The sequence below is a fragment of the Leifsonia sp. genome (genome assembly GCF_051955155.1).
Taxonomy (GTDB): Bacteria; Actinomycetota; Actinomycetes; order Actinomycetales; family Microbacteriaceae; genus Leifsonia.
The window spans coordinates 16693-34718 of sequence record NZ_JBQCGZ010000064.1; the positions used below are offsets into that span (position 1 = coordinate 16693).

The 18026-nt window shown below is 69.3% G+C and carries 13 protein-coding genes and 1 pseudogene; 3 read left to right on the plus strand and 11 right to left on the minus strand.

Translation table 11 applies throughout. The features are described 5' to 3' along the window. Positions 1-21: 21 nt before the first annotated feature. Genes ACTHMF_RS06500 through ACTHMF_RS06510 form a run of 3 tightly spaced genes read right to left on the minus strand, consistent with a single transcriptional unit; the run spans position 22 to position 3211 of the window. Positions 22-921: a carbohydrate ABC transporter permease gene (locus ACTHMF_RS06500; protein WP_440316769.1), complete on the minus strand. Its 900-nt coding sequence runs from the start codon at positions 919-921 to the stop codon at positions 22-24. A 17-nt stretch (positions 922-938) separates the two neighbouring features. Further along, entirely contained in the window at positions 939-1880 is a 942-nt protein-coding gene (locus ACTHMF_RS06505) for a carbohydrate ABC transporter permease (RefSeq protein WP_440316770.1), read from the minus strand. Continuing rightward, the gene (locus ACTHMF_RS06510; RefSeq protein ID WP_440316771.1) at positions 1877-3211 is read right to left on the minus strand and encodes an ABC transporter substrate-binding protein; all 1335 of its coding nucleotides are present in this window, start codon (positions 3209-3211) and stop codon (positions 1877-1879) included. Before ACTHMF_RS06510 ends, ACTHMF_RS06505 begins: the two co-directional genes overlap by 4 nt. Before the next feature lie 152 nt (positions 3212-3363). On the opposite strand from ACTHMF_RS06510, the gene ACTHMF_RS06515 reads away from it, so the two are divergent. Next, positions 3364-3987, plus strand: a complete 624-nt coding sequence (locus tag ACTHMF_RS06515) for a TetR family transcriptional regulator (RefSeq protein ID WP_440316772.1) — start codon at positions 3364-3366, stop codon at positions 3985-3987. Here ACTHMF_RS06515 and ACTHMF_RS06520 read toward each other — a convergent pair. After that, positions 3984-4817 (minus strand): SDR family NAD(P)-dependent oxidoreductase, encoded by an 834-nt coding sequence (locus ACTHMF_RS06520; protein ID WP_440316773.1) that lies wholly within the window; start codon positions 4815-4817, stop codon positions 3984-3986. The two genes, ACTHMF_RS06515 and ACTHMF_RS06520, sit on opposite strands and share 4 nt — an antisense overlap. Before the next feature lie 84 nt (positions 4818-4901). Between ACTHMF_RS06520 and ACTHMF_RS06525 the strand changes: the two genes are divergently transcribed. After that, positions 4902-5513, plus strand: a complete 612-nt coding sequence (locus ACTHMF_RS06525) for an acyl-CoA-like ligand-binding transcription factor (RefSeq protein WP_440316774.1) — start codon at positions 4902-4904, stop codon at positions 5511-5513. Here the strand turns inward: ACTHMF_RS06525 and ACTHMF_RS06530 are convergent. Genes ACTHMF_RS06530 through uidA form a run of 4 tightly spaced genes read right to left on the minus strand, consistent with a single transcriptional unit; the run spans position 5485 to position 12056 of the window. After that, positions 5485-7584 (minus strand): gluconokinase, encoded by a 2100-nt coding sequence (locus ACTHMF_RS06530; RefSeq protein ID WP_440316775.1) that lies wholly within the window; start codon positions 7582-7584, stop codon positions 5485-5487. The genes ACTHMF_RS06525 and ACTHMF_RS06530 overlap by 29 nt on opposite strands. Position 7585: 1 nt before the next feature. Beyond that, positions 7586-8959 (minus strand): MFS transporter, encoded by a 1374-nt coding sequence (locus ACTHMF_RS06535; RefSeq protein WP_440316776.1) that lies wholly within the window; start codon positions 8957-8959, stop codon positions 7586-7588. A 47-nt stretch (positions 8960-9006) separates the two neighbouring features. Beyond that, entirely contained in the window at positions 9007-10245 is a 1239-nt protein-coding gene (manD, locus tag ACTHMF_RS06540) for a D-mannonate dehydratase ManD (protein WP_440316777.1), read from the minus strand. Beyond that, positions 10242-12056 (minus strand): beta-glucuronidase, encoded by a 1815-nt coding sequence (gene uidA / locus ACTHMF_RS06545; protein WP_440316778.1) that lies wholly within the window; start codon positions 12054-12056, stop codon positions 10242-10244. Before uidA ends, manD begins: the two co-directional genes overlap by 4 nt. A gap of 125 nt (positions 12057-12181) precedes the next feature. Here uidA and ACTHMF_RS06550 point away from each other — a divergent pair, with 125 nt between their 5' ends. Then, positions 12182-14812 (plus strand): family 78 glycoside hydrolase catalytic domain, encoded by a 2631-nt coding sequence (locus ACTHMF_RS06550; RefSeq protein ID WP_440316779.1) that lies wholly within the window; start codon positions 12182-12184, stop codon positions 14810-14812. 10 nt (positions 14813-14822) lie between these two features. Here ACTHMF_RS06550 and ACTHMF_RS06555 read toward each other — a convergent pair whose 3' ends face one another. The 3 genes and pseudogenes from ACTHMF_RS06555 to ACTHMF_RS06565 form a co-directional block, all read right to left on the minus strand. Continuing rightward, entirely contained in the window at positions 14823-16271 is a 1449-nt protein-coding gene (locus tag ACTHMF_RS06555; RefSeq protein ID WP_440316780.1) for a family 43 glycosylhydrolase, read from the minus strand. Further along, positions 16268-17485: a glycoside hydrolase family 1 protein gene (locus tag ACTHMF_RS06560; RefSeq protein ID WP_440316781.1), complete on the minus strand. Its 1218-nt coding sequence runs from the start codon at positions 17483-17485 to the stop codon at positions 16268-16270. The genes ACTHMF_RS06555 and ACTHMF_RS06560 overlap by 4 nt, the downstream gene beginning before the upstream one ends. Positions 17486-17501: 16 nt before the next feature. Then, positions 17502-18026 (minus strand): annotated as a pseudogene (locus ACTHMF_RS06565) (mannitol dehydrogenase family protein); the annotation flags it as partial.

The following is an 18026-nucleotide window of genomic DNA, read 5'->3' on the forward strand; positions in this document are numbered from 1 at the left end:
TTCCTTCCGGAGGGAGTGCGGCTACTTGATCGCGCCGGCGCTGATGCCGTCGACGATCTGACGCTGGGCGAACAGGTAGAACACGACGACGGGGATGATCGAGATGAGCGTCGCCGCCAGCAGGATCTGCGGCTGCGGCGTCTCCGCCGACACGAAGCTGGTGAGTCCTCGCTGGACGGGCATCAGCGCGGTGTCGTTGAAGATCACGAGGGCCATCAGGTACTCGTTCCACACGGCGAAGGCCTGGATGACCGCGACCGCAGCGAGCCCTGGCTTGGCCAGGGGCAGCATGATCCGGAAGAAGATGCCGAGTGCGGAGGCGCCGTCGAGTGCCGCAGCCTCCTCCAGGTCCCTCGGCTGGGACGCGAAGAAGCTGCGCATGATGAGGGTCGAAATGGGGATGCCCGTCGTGATGAGGATGAAGATGTAGCCGGGGCGCGTGTTGGCCAGGTCGAGCGCGAGCAGCACCTTGTACTGCGCGAGGAACATCGCCGGCGCTGGGATGATCATCACGGCGAGGATGAGCGCCGTGAACAGTCCCTTGCCCCGGAACTCGAGCCTCGCCAGCGCGTACCCGGCCAGGCTCGACACCAGGAGGATGCCCGCGACCGCGCACAGCGTGTAGATGATGCTGTTCGTCAGGTACACCCCGAGGTTCCCCTTGACCCACGCGGTGGCGAAGTTCTGCCACTGCGGCACGGCCGGCAGGAGGGCGTCGCCTTTCAACAGCTCGGGCAACGTCTGCATCGAGCCGGAGACCATCCAGAGGATGGGGAACAGGGCGGTCAGTGCGGCCGCGACCAGCAGGGCGTAGAGCGCAACGCGGCCCGGGCGGATCGGCTTCCGCGCGGCACGCACGCGTGCGGCCGCCTGCTTCTCGCGGCCCGCCGCATACTCGGGCGCTTTCGTCGTCGTCGTCATGGTCGTCTCCTCTCCGGTCAGCCGTTCGCGCGGCGCCGGGAGAAGCCCAGCTGGAGCAGCGACAGGAGGATCAGGGCGCCGCCGAAGATCACCGACATCGCTGCGGCCGCGCCGTAGTTGTTGTATGTGAAGGCCTGGGTGAAGATCTGGAGGGTCGGCACCATCGTCGTGTAGCCGGGGCCGCCGTTCGTCAGCACCTGCACGGTCCCGAAGATCTGCAGCGCCGCGAGCAGAGTGAGCAGACTGACCACGGTCGTCACCGGTGCGAGTTGAGGCCAGGTGATGTATCGGAACTTCGCCCAGCCGCGCGCGCCGTCCAGCTCCGCCGCTTCGTACAGGTACTTCGGAATGTCCTGGAGGCCCGCGAGGAAGAGGATGAAGCCGAAGCCCCAGTGCAGCCAGAGGAACACCGCGATCACCGCGAGCATGGCGACGTTCGGGTCGTTCAGCCAGTCATGGCGCAGGAAGCCCAGGCCGACCCAGCCGAGGATCTTGTTGATGATGCCCGATCGCGGGTCCAGCATCGCCGAGAACACCATGCCGACGACGACGACAGACAGCACGCTGGGGAGGTAGTAGACGGTGCGGAAGAACGTGCGGCCCTTGCGGATCGCGTTCACCGCGAGCGCCATGATCATCGAGACCCCGTTACCGACCACGAAGCCGACGACGCCGAAGATGAGGACGTTCTTCATCGACGCCCAGAACGCGACGTTCTTGAACGCCGCCTGGTAGTTGAGCCAGCCGACCCAGGGAGTGTCAGGGCTGACGCCGTCCCAGGACTGGAAACTCAGGACGATCGATTCGACGAACGGCACCAGCGTGAACACGGCGATCAGCGCGATCGCCGGCAGCAGGAACAGGTAGCCGGTGAGCGCCTTGCGGCCGCCGATCCGGCGCCGCCTGCGCGGCGCCCCGAGGGGGCGCCGCGCAGGGAGGGTGCTGGTGGAGGTGGTCACTGGCTGGCGTCCTGTGCGCTCTGGACGTCGGCGAGCAGGTCCTTCACGGTCAGCTGTCCGAGCACCAGGCTCTGCACGTCGCGGTTGATGGCGTCGGTGACCTGGGCGCTGAAGGTGTTCGGGATGACCTGCTGCTTCTTCGCTGCAGCAGCGAAGCCGGTGAGCGAATCAGGCAGAGTGGAACCGGCCTTCAGCAGCTCCGGGCTGGTCGGAATGATGTACGCCTCCTTCGCGAACACGGCCTGCTGCTCCGGGGCGGTGAGCCACTTCACGAAGTCGAGCGATGCCTGCACATGCTCGCCGCGCGGGTTGATGACGGCGCCCTTGCCCGGCACGCCAGGGGAGCGCGGCGAGTACTTCGCGTCGGACGCCTTGGGCAGTGCCATCGAGAAGAACGAGGTGTAGTCCGGGGCGGTCTTGTGGGCGACGGAGACACCGGGCGAGGCGTCGAAGATGGTGCCGACGCTGTGCTTGGTGAAGAAGTTCGTCTCGACGGTCGGGTTGTCCGTCTGGCCGCCGGGGATCGCGCCGCCCTGGATGGCGCCCGCCTTCTTGAGGTCGGCGATCACCTGGAACGCCTTCTCCCAGCCCGAGGACGTCCACTTGTACTTCCCGGCGAACGTGTCGTTGATCTGCGCGTCCGTCAGCCAGTTCGATGCCAAGTACTGCACGAACTGCGGCGTCAGCGATGCGGCGACCGAGAATCCGCCGTTCGCGCCCTTGTTGCTCGACGCGAGCTGCTCGATGAGGTCGGACAGCGACTTCGGCGGGTTGGCGGGGTCGATCCCCGAGTTCTTCGTATCGGAGATCAGCCCGTACGCCTGGTTCTCCCAATGGACGGTGTAGACGCCGGGCTTGACGCCGAGGTTGTTGCCCTTCTCGAAGGTGGCGAGCTTGATGACCTCCGGGGTGAAGTTCTTGCTCCAGTCGCCCTTCAGCTCCTTCGTCAGGTCGAGCGCCCAGCCCGCCTTGTAGAACGGCGCCATCGAGACCGGATTGAACGAGGAGTAGATGTCGGGCATCTTCTTCGACTGCGCGTCCGCCTGCAGCTTGGGCAGGTAGTCGACCGGTCCCGGAGTATCGACCGTGACCGTGACACCGGTCTGCTCGCCGTACTTCTTCGCCAGCTCGTTGAGCACCGCCTCCTGGCCGCGGGACTGGTTGAGGAACGTCAGCGTGACGTCCTTCTCGGCCGCCGTGGAGGCGGACGACGTGGCGGTGGACGCACCGCCGGAGCAGCCGGTCAGAACCAGTGCGACGGCCGCGGCCCCCGCGGCCGCGACGACAGCCGCGCGGCGGCCGTTGTATCGATTCAATCTGCGTGAAAGCATTCGTCCTCACCTTTGAGTCGTGGAGTGGGATGTGCAGGGCGCCAACTCTGAGTCTCTTATAGAGTTCGCATTCGGATGCTAACCAGCAGCAGCCCCCGGTGTCAATTCTTAATGGCTCATAGTTTTGAGTTTTTCTGGGCTAAGGTTTCGGCATGACGAATACGGTGGGCGTCCGGGGTCCCCGCGGCGCGTACGCCAAGACCAAGCAGCGTCGCCGGGCGATCGCGGAGGCGGCGCTGGAGATCGTGCTCGAGAAGGGCCACCGCGCCCTGATCACGGCGGACGTGGCCCAGCGCGCCGGGTTGAGCGAGCCCGGCGTGCTGTACCACTACCCCACCAAGGACGACCTGCTGCTCGCCGCACTGCGCCTCTCCGACGAGTTCGAGTGGTCGACGATGCCGCTCGGCGAATCGGTCCGTCGCGCACCCGCTCGCGCGGCGGAGAGCCTCGCCCGCATCAACGTCGTGCGCCTGCACACGGCGATGTTCGGCGAGTCCAGCGATCCGGCGCATCCCGCGCACGAGTACTTCAAGGAACGCTGGCGCGCGGGCGACGAGCGGATGGTGGAGAGCATCCGGCGCCTCCAGGCCGCCGGCATCGTCGACGGCGAACTCGACCCCTACCGCGCGTCACGCTGGATCCACACCGCGTGGGAGGGCCTTCAGCTCCAATGGCTCGCAGAGCAGAACTTCGACATCGAGGCCGAGCTCGGTTCGCTCATCGAGCGGATCCTGGGCGCCGGTATGGACGAGATCGACCGAGCCTCGCGGTCCTAGAGCGTCTCGCCTGCGTCCGCCAGCAGCGTGCTTCCCGTCATGATCAGCGAGAGGTCGCTCGCCGCGAAGAGTACGACGCGGGCGATGTCATCCGGCGTGCCGAGGCGTCCGATGCGGCTGTTGGTCATGACATCGATGGCCGGCATCTCCACGCCTGCCGCGGCAGCCTGCTCCGCTCCGGCCTTGGCCGCGGCGATGTTGCCTTCCGTCGGCACGAAGCTCGGCGCGACTCCGAGGACCCGAACGCCCAGCGGCGCGAGATCGACCGCCAGAGACTTGGTGAGGCCACGTGCCGCGTGCTTCGAAGCGACATAGGCTGCCATGCCGGGGAACGCGACCTGGAAGCCCGCCGTCGAGATGATGTTCACGATGACGCCGCCGGAGCCGTCGGCCGACATGCGGCGCGCCGCCTCGCGCGAGCCGAGGAACACGCCGCGGGCGTTGACGGCGAAGACCCTGTCCCACATCTCGTCCGGCATCTGGAGCACCGGTGCGTTCGGGAAGAGCCCGGCGTTGTTCACCCAGATGTCCAGGCCGCCGAGCTCAGCGACCGCGAGGTCGGCCGCGGCGATCACGGATGCCGTGTCGGAGACGTCGGCGCGCGTGCCGATCGCGGTCACGCCATAGCGTTCCGCCAGCTCGGCGGCCGCTGCGCTCGCGGGCTCCTCGTTGATGTCCACGATGAGGATGTCGGCTCCGGCCTCGGCCAGACGCTCGGCGATCGCCTTGCCGAGACCCTGCGCACCTCCGGTCACCACCGCGCGCCGGCCGGCGAGCGAGACGAGTTCGGCGATGGAAGCGCCGGAGACATCGGCGAAGGGGAACGGCATCGTGACCTCCTAGATCGGGAAGAAGACTGAGTATTGGCAGACTATGCCAAAACTGAGGAGCCTGCAATCCGATACGGTCACTTCATGGCGGCGAACGGCGGAAGGGGCGGTCGGCCCCCCATCGCGGACGAGGACGATCTGCGCACGCGCGCGATCGCGGTGCTGCAGCGCCACGGCTACGCGGCCACGACGATGTCGCGGATCGCCGCCGAGACCGGGGTGAGCGTGCGGACGCTGCACCGGTACTTCCCCGCGAAGGCCGACATCGTCTGGGGCGGTATCGAGGGCTCGCTGGATGCTCTGCGGCGGGGGCTGGCCCACGCCGACGACGGGCTGCCGCCGATGGCGGCCATCACCGCTGTCGTGGCCTCGGTGTTCGGTCAGGACGCCGACGACGCGGAGGTCGGGCGCGCCCGGATGCGCCTGATCGCGACCGAACCCGACCTGGAGCAGACCCGGCCCGAGACGTACCGGCTGTGGCGGGAGGAGCTGGTGGCGTATTTCGCGCGCCGGCTCGGCGTTCCCGCCGAGGACGTCGTGCCCCGGTCGGCGGCCGCCGCCGTGCAGAGCGCGATCATGGCCGGCCTCTCCTGGTGGGCCGTTCAGGAGCACCCGGACGTCTCGCCGGCGGAGGCGGTCGCTCGCGCCCTCGGCGCTCTGGGCGACGCTACTCGAGCAGGTCCTCGATCCTCCTGACCCGGTCGCCGTAACGGGCGAAGCCGAAGCTCCGGGGCGAGCCGTCGTCCCCGCTCCCGAACAGGAGCCTCGTCCCGTCGCCGATCCCCGACCACGACGCTTGCAGGCGCATCTCCCCGTCGACGTCCCCGGTGAGGGTCAGGTCCGCTTCGTAGACGGCGCCGCTCGTCATCGACCCGTGCGACCGTTCCGCGCCCTCGTAGCGGTTTCGGCCGTCGTCGCTGTAGTCGACGTAGCGCGCTTCGGCCGACCACGTGCCTCCGCCGTCGGAGCTGCGCTGGAACTCGACGTACCCCGAGTGCGCACCCGCGATCCGCCCGGAGGGGATGAACGCGGCGGTGCGGGCGAGCAACGCTTCTGCCTGCTGCCCCTCGATCGCGTACGGCGTCGTCGCGGGCGTCGCCGTGGCCGGCACCGGCCGCCCCGGCGCATGGTCCACCAGCTCGGCCGTCCTGATGCGAAGCGCGCGCCCGAGACCATCGCCGCTGCCGCGCTTCATCTCCATCCATGACGCATGGCGCCCATCGGGATGCCACGACATCGGCGACACGTACACCCACGAGTCGTCCGCGCCGGCGAGTGCGATGCCGACGTAGTCCGGGTCCGTGCGGGATCGCTCGACGTCGACGAGCACCGGACCGATGTTCCCCGGACGGAAGCGCCGGACACCATCGACCGCGTACTGGTAGAGCACCCAGGCCAGCGGCATCGTCACCAGCGTGGCGTGCGGACGGGGCAGCAGCCCGAGGAACGCCGGATCGGTGCGCGCGGACGCCCGCGCCGTCATGACGATCCCGAGCCGCTCGTCCGGCGACAGGATGGTCGTCTCGTCGTAGCCAGGGGCACGCGTGATCGGCTCGATGGAGTCGCTCAGCAGATCCTGGATGACGGAGTCGGTCAGCGCGGCGCCGCCGTCCCCGACCGCCGAGATCGCGGTTCCACCCCGGACGAACTGCTTGACCTCGCCGCCGAGCATTCGGCGCATCGTGAAAAGACCGTCGCATCCCGGGTCGGGCTCGAGCGCGTCCGAGCTGCTGATGATGACGGGATCGACGATGGTGTACCGGTCGTCGTCCCGACGCAGTCCGCCGAGGGCCACGACAGCGGTCATGTCGGTGCGCAGGATCGTCCACGCGATCCGCTCGCCGTCCGGCGAGACGATGATCTCGGACCAGTGGTGCGACGTCAGCGGATCCTCGGTCAGGGCCCACGGGTACTCGACCGGGATCAGCTCGGCGGCGCGCGCCCGATCGAAGTCGGGCGCCGCCTCCAGCACGTGGTCCCCCAGCAAGATCCGCCGCCCGTCGGAGAAGGGCAGGTGCCGGATGCCGTTGGCGGTGGGCTTCTGGGGGATCGGGCCGGCGAAGACCTCGCGGAAACCGGACCCGTCGTCGTCGACGACCGCGGCGCGCCACCAGTCGGCGGGGTCGCCCTCCGTCCGGAAGAGGACGAACATGCGCCCCGATGGCAGATAGGCGGCACTGGGCACGCGGACATGACCGGGGAGCGGAACCGTCGTGATGCGGATGCGGCCGAGCGACGGATCGACGAGTTCCTGGAGATCGCGGGGCGCCACGCCGGAGGCCCAGTCGCCGATGCGTGCCGCGACCTCGGCAGGCCCTGAGTCGATGGAGAACACGGCGCCATCCTCGTCCTCCGCGAGCGGCTCGAGCGTCTCCAGCTGCGAGTCGAGCAGAGCGGGAGGCATGAAATGATCCGCCCTGGCGGCGATACGCTCGCCGATCGCTTCGCGTCTGCCGGACAGGTGGGCGAACCGCACCGCGGTCTGCGCCTCCTCGACGATGGCGTCGCGGTACCGGCGCCGCAGCGCCGAGCACGCGACGACGAGGTCACGGCCGGCGTCGTTTTGCCGGATCGTCCGCGCGACGGCGCTCAGCCACGGCGCCCGGTCTTCGTCCGTGAGCGGAACGCCGCCGGCCATCTTCTCGCGGTTGGCCGCGGGGTGCAGGTCGTCGGCATCCACGAACGGCGCGTTCAGGAAGCGGGCCAGTTCTCGGCCGACCGTGGTCTTACCGGCGCCGGAGACCCCCATCACGATGATCGCCGTCATATCAGCGGACGCTCTTGACCTTGGTGAAGATGATGAGGCCGCCGACCAGCGCGAACACGGCGCCGATCAGGTAGAGCGCGGTGTAGTTCTTGTCGGCTCCGACGGCGCCGACGGTGATGATCAGGGGCGCGATGAGCGGCGCGATGGCGCTCGGGATCTTCTGCGCGAAGGCGACGACGGCCAGGTAGCGGCCGGCCTCGGCGCGGTTCGGCAGCACGGCGAACACGATCGCCTGGTCGACGACGCTGAATGCGGCGATGGCCAGCTGCATGATGACCGAGCCGACGATGAGCTGCACCAGCGAGTGAGCGAACGCCTCGGTGACAGCACCGCCGACGAAGAGCAGCGCGCCGACTAGTGTGAACAGCTTGCGACGACCCAGCTTGTCCGACAGGAACCCGCCGAGCAGTGCGCCGCCCATCGCGGCGACGACGCCGATGATGCCGATGGCCGCGACGATCCCCGCGACCTGGACGACAGGGATGTGCAGCCGCTGCGCGTAGAAGAAGGTGCCGAACGTGGTGTTGAAGTACAGCCCCATGAAGAAGATGAAGCGGCCCAGCCAGTTCCAGCCGAAGTCGGGATGCTTGCGCGGGTTGAAGACGTAGCTGTTCAGCAGTGTCTTCACGCTCACCGTGTCATCGCGCACGATCTCGCGGGAGCTGCCCTCGCGCTTGATCAGCACGAAGGCCAGGATCATGACGAGTCCGACGAGCGCCGGGACGAGGAAGACGAGCAGGGTGGATTTCACGACGGCGTAGGCGATGCCGATTCCGATCACCGGGGCGATCTGCGTGGACACGCCGGTGAGCGCGGAGGCGCGTCCGCGCTGCTGCTCGGGCACCCGGTCCGCGAGCATCGTCTGGATGCCCTGCCCCGCGGTCGCCCAACCGAGCAGCCCGATCACCCAGCCGACGCCGATGAGAAGCAGGTTGGGCGCCACGGCGATGAATGCGACCGCCACGACGCCGAGCAGCGCGCCCCCGACGATGAAGGGCGTGCGCCGGCCGAACGGCGAGCGCAGCCGGTCGCTCCACACGCCGAGCAGCGGGCTCAGGACCAGGTAGATGAGCTGCGCGGTCCCGGTCACGTAGCCGAGCACCTCCTCGTGTCCGGGCTCGAGCTGCGAGATGCGGACGGCCAGGGAGTAGGACAGCGGCACCATGAGCGCGAGGCTCGCCCCGAAGTTGGCGACCGTGATCCAGAACAGGTAGCTCGCGCTGACCCTCTGGAGCGGCGGCGCGACGAGGTCGGGGCCGTTGAGCTCCTGGTTCTGCGGACCGGCGGCGGGGCCGGCGGTCGGCGGGAGCACGGTGGCCGCCTCCACTCGCACGGCTCGCGAGGATTTGGTGTCGAGGTTGCTGTACTTGCGCATCGGGGTTGACTCCTTCGTCAAGGGTGGTGCTCAGGGGTGGGGTTCGCTCACCAGTCGTGGACGGTGCCGTCCGCGAGCCGGTTGTAGGGCAGGTAGGCGCGGATGTACGGGTACTTCCCGGCCTCATCCACATCCAGCTCGACGCCGAGGCCGGGCCGGTCGCCGGGGTGCAGGAAGCCGTCCTTCCACGTGAAGGACTGCTGGAAGACGCCGTCGGTCTTCTCGCCGTGCTTCATGTACTCCTGGATGCCGAAGTTGTGGATCGCCAGCCCTAGGTGCATCGCGGCGGCCATCCCGACCGGGGAGATGTCGGTCGGCCCGTGCATCCCGGACTTGATCTGGTACTGCGAGGCGTAGTCGAGCACCTTCTTCAGATGACTGATGCCGCCGGTGTGCGTCACCGCCGAGCGGACGTAGTCGATCAGCTGCTCGCGGATGATCTGCTGGTAGTCCCACACCGTGTTGAAGATCTCCCCGATCGCCAGCGGCGTCGTGGTGTGCTGGCGGACCAGGCGCAGCGCTTCCTGGTTCTCGGCCGGGGTGCAGTCCTCCAGCCAGAACAGGTCGTACGGCTCCAGCGACTTCCCCAGCTGCGCGGCCTGGATCGGCGTCATCCGGTGGTGGCCGTCGTGGAGCAGCGGGAGCTCGGGACCGAACTCGTTCCGGACCGCCTCGAACACGGTCGGGATGTGCCGCAGGTAGGAGCGGGTGTCCCAGTCCTCCTCGTTCGGCAGGCCGCCGCGCTGCGCCGGCTCGTGGTCGTAGCGCACACCCGCGTTGCCCTCGTAGGTGGCGTTGGACGCGATCCCGTAGATGGACTTCAGCCCGGGCACCGCCGACTGGATCCGGATCGCCCGGTAGCCCTGCTCGAGGTGCGAACGGACGCTGTCGAACAGCTCCGGCAGGTCGCGGCCGGAGGCGTGCCCGTAGGCGAGCAGCCCGTTGCGGGAGGCGCCGCCGAGCAGCTGGTAGACCGGCATCCCCGCCGCCTTGCCCTTGATGTCCCACAGCGCCATGTCCACCGACGCGATCGCCGCCATCGTCACCGGGCCGCGCCGCCAGTACGCGCTGCGGTACAGGAACTGCCAGGTGTCCTCGATCCGGGACGCGTCGCGACCGAGCAGCAGCGGGACGACGTGCTCCGTCAGGTACGCGACCACCGCCTGCTCGCGCCCGTTCAGCGTCGCGTCGCCGAGCCCGGTCAGCCCGTCGTCCGTCGTCAGCTTCAGGGTGACGAAGTTCCGGTCGGGGCTGGTGACGATGACCTCAGCCTTGTCGATGATCATGCGCGGTTCTCCTTGTCGTGTGCGCCCGGCTTGCGCCCGTCGAGCCCACGCCAGCGGTTGCGCAGCGAGAACGCGGCGCCCTTCGGCTTGCGGTCGCGGGTGAAGACGCCCTTCTTATTGCCGTCGACGCGGTGGATGCCCGGCCCGGTCATGAAGTCGGCGAAGTTCCAGATGTGCTCGCCGACGAATTCCGGGATGCGGTCGAAGACCCGATGGTACGTCGCGAGCAGGTCGGTCTGGTACTCCTCGGTCCAGGGCATGTCCCAGACCGAGTGGAGCCCCGGCTGCGTGTCGGCGCCGTACTCGGACATCATGATCGGCTTGCCGAACCGCTGCACCCAGCCCCGGAGCTCCTGCTCGAGCACGCCCTCGGCGGTGGCGAGATCGCCGGTGAAGACGTACCAGCCGTAGTAGCGGTTGATCGAGAGCACATCGAAGAGGTCGGCGATCGTGTCGTTGGTCGGGTTGGCGAACATGACCGCCGCGTAGGTCAGCGGCCGCGTCGGGTCGAGCTCGCGGGCGAGATCGACGAGCGGCTCGAAGTACTCACGTGCGCCGTCTTCGTTGGAGGCGGGCTCGTTCGCGATACTCCACATGACGACGCTGGGATGGTTCTTGTCGCGGGCGATCAGCTCCCGGAGGTGCTGGGCGTGGACGCTCCTGGTCTCGCCGCCGAAGTTCTCCTCGGCGAAGGTGGGTGTGGGCGGGATGCCGGTGAGGCCCCCTTGTACGCCCAGGTTGAGGCCGACAGCCGCCGTCTCGTCCACGACAACGATGCCGTGGCGGTCGGCGAAGTCGAGCACCTCCTCCGCGTACGGGTAGTGGCTCGTCCGGAACGAGTTCGCGCCTGTCCACTCCAGGAGCTGGAAGTCGTGGACGAGGTAGGCGTCGTCGTGGCCCTTGCCACGCACGGGCGTGTCCTCGTGCTTGCCGAACCCGATGAAATAGAACGGCTCGCCATTGATGAGGAACTGCGTCCCGCGCACCTGCACCGTGCGGACGCCGAACGGGAGGGTGTAGCTGTCGACAACGGTGTCCGCCGTGGTGATCTCGACCACGAGGTCGTACAAATAGGCGGCACCCGGCTGCCAGAGGATGACGTCGTCGAGGCGCAGGGCGCCTTCCGCGCCTTCGCCGGTCGCGACAACGGTGCCGCTCTCATCAAGGACCCGGATGCGGATCCCGTCGGCGTCCTCGCCTCCAGTGACGACGGCGTAGTCGACCAGGCCGGCCGGACCGTCAATCCGCGTGACGACGGTGATGTCGCCGACGTAGGAGGCGGGCGTGCTGTACAGCTTCACCGAGCGGGCGATCCCCGCGTAGTTATAGAAGTCGTGGAAGTACGCCTGCCGCTCGCGTCCATCCTGGCCGGTGGTGACGGTTCCCGGCGGGATGGTGAGGTTCGTGAGGCGGTTGTCCACCGCCACGGTGAGCCGGAACTCTTCGCCCGCCGCGACGACGCCGGTCAGGTCTGCCTCGAACGGCGTGTACCCGCCGACATGCTCGGCGACCAGGGCGTCGTCGGCGTAGACCTTCGCCGCATGCGTGACGGATCCGAACCGCAGCACCACCCGGTCACCGGCCCAGCCACGGGGCACGCGGACCTCTCGCTGGTACCAGACCACGCCGACGTGATCGCGGATGCGAGGGTCGACGAAGAGGTCGTTGTAGCTCGCCGGGACGGGGGCCTCGAGCGCCGTGTCCAGTCGTGCCGTCCACGGCCGGTCGCCGACGTCGGAGTCGAGCGCGAAGCGCCAGAGGCCGTCAAGGGCGATGACGTCGCGGGTGGGGGTGGTTCGGGTGCTGAGCATTGTTCTCCTACGCGGCACTGCGGGGACAGTGGACCTAGTACAGCAGCTTTTTGCAGATCTGGCAAGCGATTGCCATAATGAAACACCAGACCAGATTTCCAGGCCTATTGGAGGCGATGACGCCGATGACCGAGATTGCTCCGTCCGGACTCAGAATCGACGCAGGAGGCGACCAGTTCCCGGTCTCCGGCGAGCGCCCGCGGCTGTCGTGGCTTCCGCTGGACGACGCGGACGGCTACGAGCTCGCCGCTGACATCGACGGGGTCGGGCAACCGATGGCCGCGGTGAGCTCGCACCGCCTGAACGCCTGGCCGTGGCGCGACCTGACCAGCGGCGAGCGCGTGCGCTGGCGGGTCCGCGGGACCGGTGGAGCGTGGAGCGACGAGCACGTCTTCGAGGCGGGACTGTTCGATCGGGATTGGACGGCCGAATGGATCTCCCCAGCCGACGCCGATCAGCAGGCCTACGGCAAGCGCCCTGGTCACCTGTTCCGGCGTGACGTCGTCATCGGACAGGATGTCGTCTCGGCCCGTCTCTACTCCACCGCCCTGGGCGTCTATGAGGCATTCGTCAACGGGGAGCGGGTCGGCACCGCCGAGCTCTCGCCCGGCACGACCTCCTATGACACGACCGTGTACGCCCAGGCCGCCGATGTCACCGCTGCGCTGCGCGCTGGCGGCAACCTGCTCGAGCTCGTCGTGACCGACGGCTGGTACCTGGGCCAGGTGGGCGCCTTCCACGCGCCCGCTGCCTGGGGAGGCGACCGCGTGGCCGCGCGCGCCGAGCTTCACCTGCGCCTCGCGGACGGATCGACGCAGGTCGTCCGCACCGACGGCGACTGGACGAGCTGGAGTTCGACGATCGTCCGCGCCGGCCTCATGGATGGGCAGGCGACCGACTCGACCGTTCGGCCACGGCCGCTCGGGCCCGTCCGCGTAGGCGTCGTAGCGGCTCCGCCGGTGTCCTGGTCGCCCGCTCCCCCGGTCCGCCGCATCGAGGAGCGCGCGCCGCGGGCCCTGAACCGCCTGACGTCCGGCGCCTGGATCGCGGACTTCGGCCAGAACGCGTCCGGCTGGACCCGTCTGACCGATCTCGGCCCCCACGGAGCGCGCACGATCGTCGAGCACGGCGAGCACCTCGATCCCGCCGGCGACCTCGACATGTCGCACCTCGACTCCGAGCGGGAGGGCGACGGCCTCGTCGTGCTCGACCAGCGCGACGAGGTGGTCTCCGCCGGAGAGCCCGGTGCGGTGTTCGAGCCGAGGCACACCATCCACGGCTTCCAGTACGCGCGCATCACCCGCGAGGGCGCGCCGCTGCGCGCGGAGGACGTGCGGATGGTCGTGGTCAACACCGATCTCGCTCCGACCGGCTCCTTCCGCTGCAGCGACGACGACCTCAACCGGCTGCACGAGGTCGCCGCCTGGAGCTTCCTGGGCAACGCCGTCGACATCCCGACCGACTGCCCGCAGCGCGAGCGGCTGGGCTGGACCGGCGACTACCAGGTCTTCGCCTCGACCGCCGTGCGGCTCTTCGACGTGCACGGGTTCACGCGCAAGTGGCTGCAGTCGGTGCGCGACGACCAGCTCGATGACGGCCGCATCGCGAACTTCTCCCCCGACGGCCGGCAGGTCAAGCACCACCCCGAGCTGCAGATCGCGCAGATGACCGGATCCGCCGGCTGGGGCGACGCCGCCGTCCACGTCCCGTGGGTGCTCTACGAGGCGTACGGCGACCGGGACGAGCTGGCCGCCAACTGGGGCACCATGACCCGCTGGGTGGAGTGGGCGCTCGAGACCGCACGCACCCGGAGGCACCCGTCGCGCGTCCAGCGTTCTTCCGAGCCGCTCCCGCACGAGGAGTTCCTCTGGGACGGATCCTTCCACTGGGGCGAGTGGTGCGAGCCGAAGCTCCGCGGCGCGGACGGCGAGCTCATCGACCCGGTGGCGGCGGACCCGATGGCGTGGTTCATGGAGGACAAGGGCGAGATCGGCACAGCCTTCCTCCACCGGTCGGTCTCCGAGCTCGCGCGCATCGCCCGTGTGCTCGACCGGCGCGCCGACGCGGACCGCTACGACGAGGTCGCCGGCCGCGTGCTCGAGGCATGGCGCACCGAGTTCCTGCGGTCCGACGGCCGCACCGCGAAGGACTCGCAGGCCTCGTACGTCCGCGCGCTGAGCTTCGGGCTCATCCCACAGGACCTGCGTGCCGCCTCGGCCGCCCGGCTGGTCGAGCTGATCCGCGCGTCGGGGACGCACCTCGGCACGGGATTCCTGTCCACAGCCGATCTGCTGCCGACGCTCGCGGAGACCGGGCACGCCGACGTCGCCTACGAGCTGCTGTTCCGGCGCACCTCCCCGTCCTGGCTGGGGATGCTGGACCGCGGGGCGACGACGATCTGGGAGGACTGGGATGGCGTGGACGAGAACGGTGCCGCCCACGAGTCGCTCAACCACTACTCCAAGGGCGCCGTCGTGCGCTTCCTGCACACGCACCTGCTCGGACTCGACCAGGCCCCCGGCTCGGTCGCCTGGGAGTCGTTCGTGCTGCGCCCGGTGCCCGGTGGCGGCGTGACCTGGGCCGAAGGCTCGCACACCACGCCTCAGGGCACGATCGAAGCGTCCTGGGTGATCGAGGACGGCCGCATCGTCGTGAAGGGGCGGGTTCCCGCCGCGACGATGGGGACGGTCGTCCTGCCCGATGGCACGACCGTCACGGTCGGCGCCGGAGCCTTCCGCCTGTCCGGCGCCGTCTGACCGCCCGCCGTCACGCCAGGTACGAGAACGAGCGGACGACGGCGCCGCCGCCGATCGCTTCGATCCCGATGACGCGTCCGGTGAATCCCCCTGCCACCTCGGTGGAGACATAGCGCCCATCGAGCGCGAAAAGGGACGTGAAGTCGCGTTCCAGGTAACCGAGTTCGATGGTGTCCGGCCCGGAACTCACTCCGTACTCGGCATCCGAGACGACGACGCGGATCGCCGGCCGTGCGCCATCGGGGAGCTTCGCCGACGCGAAGACCTGGTCGAGCGGTCCCACCACCCCCCGAACGGTCAGCATCCGGCCGACCAGCTGAACCCCTGCCCAGTGCGCATCGTCGATCCGGACGACCAGGGCGATATCCCCGTCCGTGTCGACGCCGGCCGTCCACTCGCGGTCGCGGGCCCGAACCGCGAGCAGATTGACCGCCTCGCGCGCGTCGGCCGCTCTGCCCGCCCCGAGCACCAGACCGTCGGCGCCAGGACGCGCGAAGGAGGCGGGGACGGCACCTGGAGCAATCCAGCGCGGATGCAGCGCGTCGCCCTCGAACACGTCGACGAAGCCGTTCGCCGTTCCCGCCACCTCGAACCGGTCCTCGTCGACGACCGGCCAATCGTCGATCCAATCCACGCCGGCGATGAAGCTCTCACGGCCGTTGACGTGCCATCGCGGGAACGACCCGCCCTGGCGGATCCCCAGGTGGACGAGGGCCCAGGTGCCGTCGGGACGCTGAACGATGTCGGCGTGACCGGCCGCCTGAACCGGGTGCGTCGTGCTGCGATGCGTCAGGATCGGACCGCCGGGGTGCGGTTCGAACGGGCCGGCGATCCCCCGCGAGCGTGCCACGTTCACCACATGCCCCGTGTGCGTTCCGCCTTCGGCCGTCAGGAGATACCACCAGTCGCCCCGGCGGATCAGGTGCGGACCCTCGGGGTGGGCGAGCCCGGTCCCCGTCGTGAGGGTCCGCGGCTCCTCCAGCAGCTCGCCCGACCACGGATCGACACGGGCCTGGGCGATACGCTCGGCGGCCGCGTCCTTCCAGGTGAGGAAGCAGGCGCCGTCCTCGTCCCAGGCGAGGTCGGGGTCGATGCCGATCGTGCCGGACACGTGAACGGGCTCGCTCCACGGCCCGGCCGGGTCCGTCGAGTTCACGATCAGATGTCCCCGCTGGATGTCGTCCACGTTCGTCGTGACGAGCCAGAAGACGCCGGCGTGGTGGCGAAGCGTCGGCGCGTAGACGCCGCGGCTGGCGCCTGCCATGCCGCGCCGGACGTTCACCTGGGACTCCCGCTCGAGCACGTTGCCGACGTGCTCCCACCGGAGCAGGTCGGTGCTGCGGTACACGGGCACGCCCGGCAGGTACTCGAACGTCGACGTGGCGAGGAAGTACTCATCGCCGACACGGCAGATCGTCGGATCGGGGTGGAAGCCGCCGAGGATGGGCGTGACGCTCACGCGGCGGGCGCCTCCCGGTTCGCCCGCGCCAGACCGCCGAGCCAGCCCAGGCTCGGCTTCGGCGTGCGCACGAAGGTCTCGCGGTCGACCGCGATCAGCCCGAACGTCGGCTCCCAGTGCCCCCACTCATAGTTGTCGAGGAGGCTCCAGTGCAGGTAGCCGCGCACGTCGATGCCGTCGGCCACGGCGAGCGCGAGATGCCGCAGCGCCTCGCCGGTGTAGGCGATCCGGCGCGCGTCGTCGTGCGTGGCGATGCCGTTCTCGGTCACCACGATGGGCACGCCGCCGGTGACCTCGGCGGTGTGCCGCACCGCGATGCCCAGGGCGTCGGGACGGTATGCGGTGCCGACGAGCGTGTTGTCCGGATGCGCGGGATAGGGCTCGATCCCGTCGGCGTTCACCCACTGTGCGGAGTAGGACTGCACGCCGACGAAGTCGTCGCCGCGCGATCCCTCGAGGTAGAGGTCCTCCCAGATGTACTCGAGCTCACGGCGCTTCTGCTCGCCGCCGGGCCGGGTCTCGAACGCCCGGTTCGCGACGGTCCAGCCGACGTTCGCCCCGGTGCGCTCGCGGACGATGTCGCGCACGGCGTGGTGGGCATCGACGAAGATGCGCCCGATCTCGGGACTGGGGGCGGGCAGGGCGGGGCGCGGCCCGTCGGTCTCGACGGTGGGGCTCTGCCAGCCCTCGCCCTGCTCCTGGGCCTGCTGCATGAAGACGGCCATTCCCGTCATCATCGCGAGCATGTTGGGCTCGTTCATCGTCGCGACCCACTCGACCCCGTCCAGGATGCTGGCCACGGTCTCGACGTACGAGCGGAAGCGGTCGATCGCCCCTGGCGCTGTCCACCCGCCCTGCTCGGCGAACCAGCGCGGGTTGGTGAAGTGGTGCAGCGTGACGAACGGAGTGACACCGAGCTCGATCGCCGTGTCGATCATCCGGCGGTAGTGCGCGAGCTCGGCGCGCGAGATCAGTCCCGGTTCCGGCTCGATGCGCGCCCACTCGATCCCGAAACGATAGGTGTCGAGGCCGGCGTCGGCGAGCAGCTGCATGTCCTCCCGGTAACGGTGGTAGCTGTCGCACGCGTCGCCGCTGCGCTCCATGCCGGGGACGCGGCCCTCGTTGGCCCAGAAGTCGCTGTTGAGGTTGTTGCCCTCGATCTGGTGCGGGGCGGTGGAGGCGCCCCAGAGGAAGCCGGGCGGGAAGTCGGTCATCTGGTCCTTCTGCCTTCTATCGTGTCGGGCCGGCCGGGAGGGTCGGCAGGATGTGGCGCACGGTCGCGACGAAGCGATCGTCGCGGCCGAGCGCGGGTGAGAGGTCACGGGTCACGGTCGCGGCGTCGGCGCCGGGGGCTTCCTGGCGGATCCACGCCGCGATCGCAGTGGCGCAGCCGGTCGCGTTCCTGCCGGCCGCGCGTTCGGCCTCGGCGACCGGGACGATCCGGAGGCGCAGCTTCGTCTCCGAGCCCTCGGCGATCTGGGCCAGCCGGTGGACGATCCGGGGGTTGGCGAAACGCGCGGCGAGAGCGCGGCGGTAGTCGCGCGTCTCCACCTCGGGCAGGGTGGCGGCGGCCTCGTCCCACAGCAGTTCCACCTCGCGACGGCAGTCCGGGTCGGCGAACGCCTCGGCGACGGTCTCGTGGCCGCGCAGGCGTCCGGTCGAGGCGAGCTGCTTGTGTGCGCCGTTTAGCAGCCACAGGTTCCGCGCATCCCTGGGGGCGATGTCTTCCACGAAGCGGGCGCCCGCCGTCTCCCA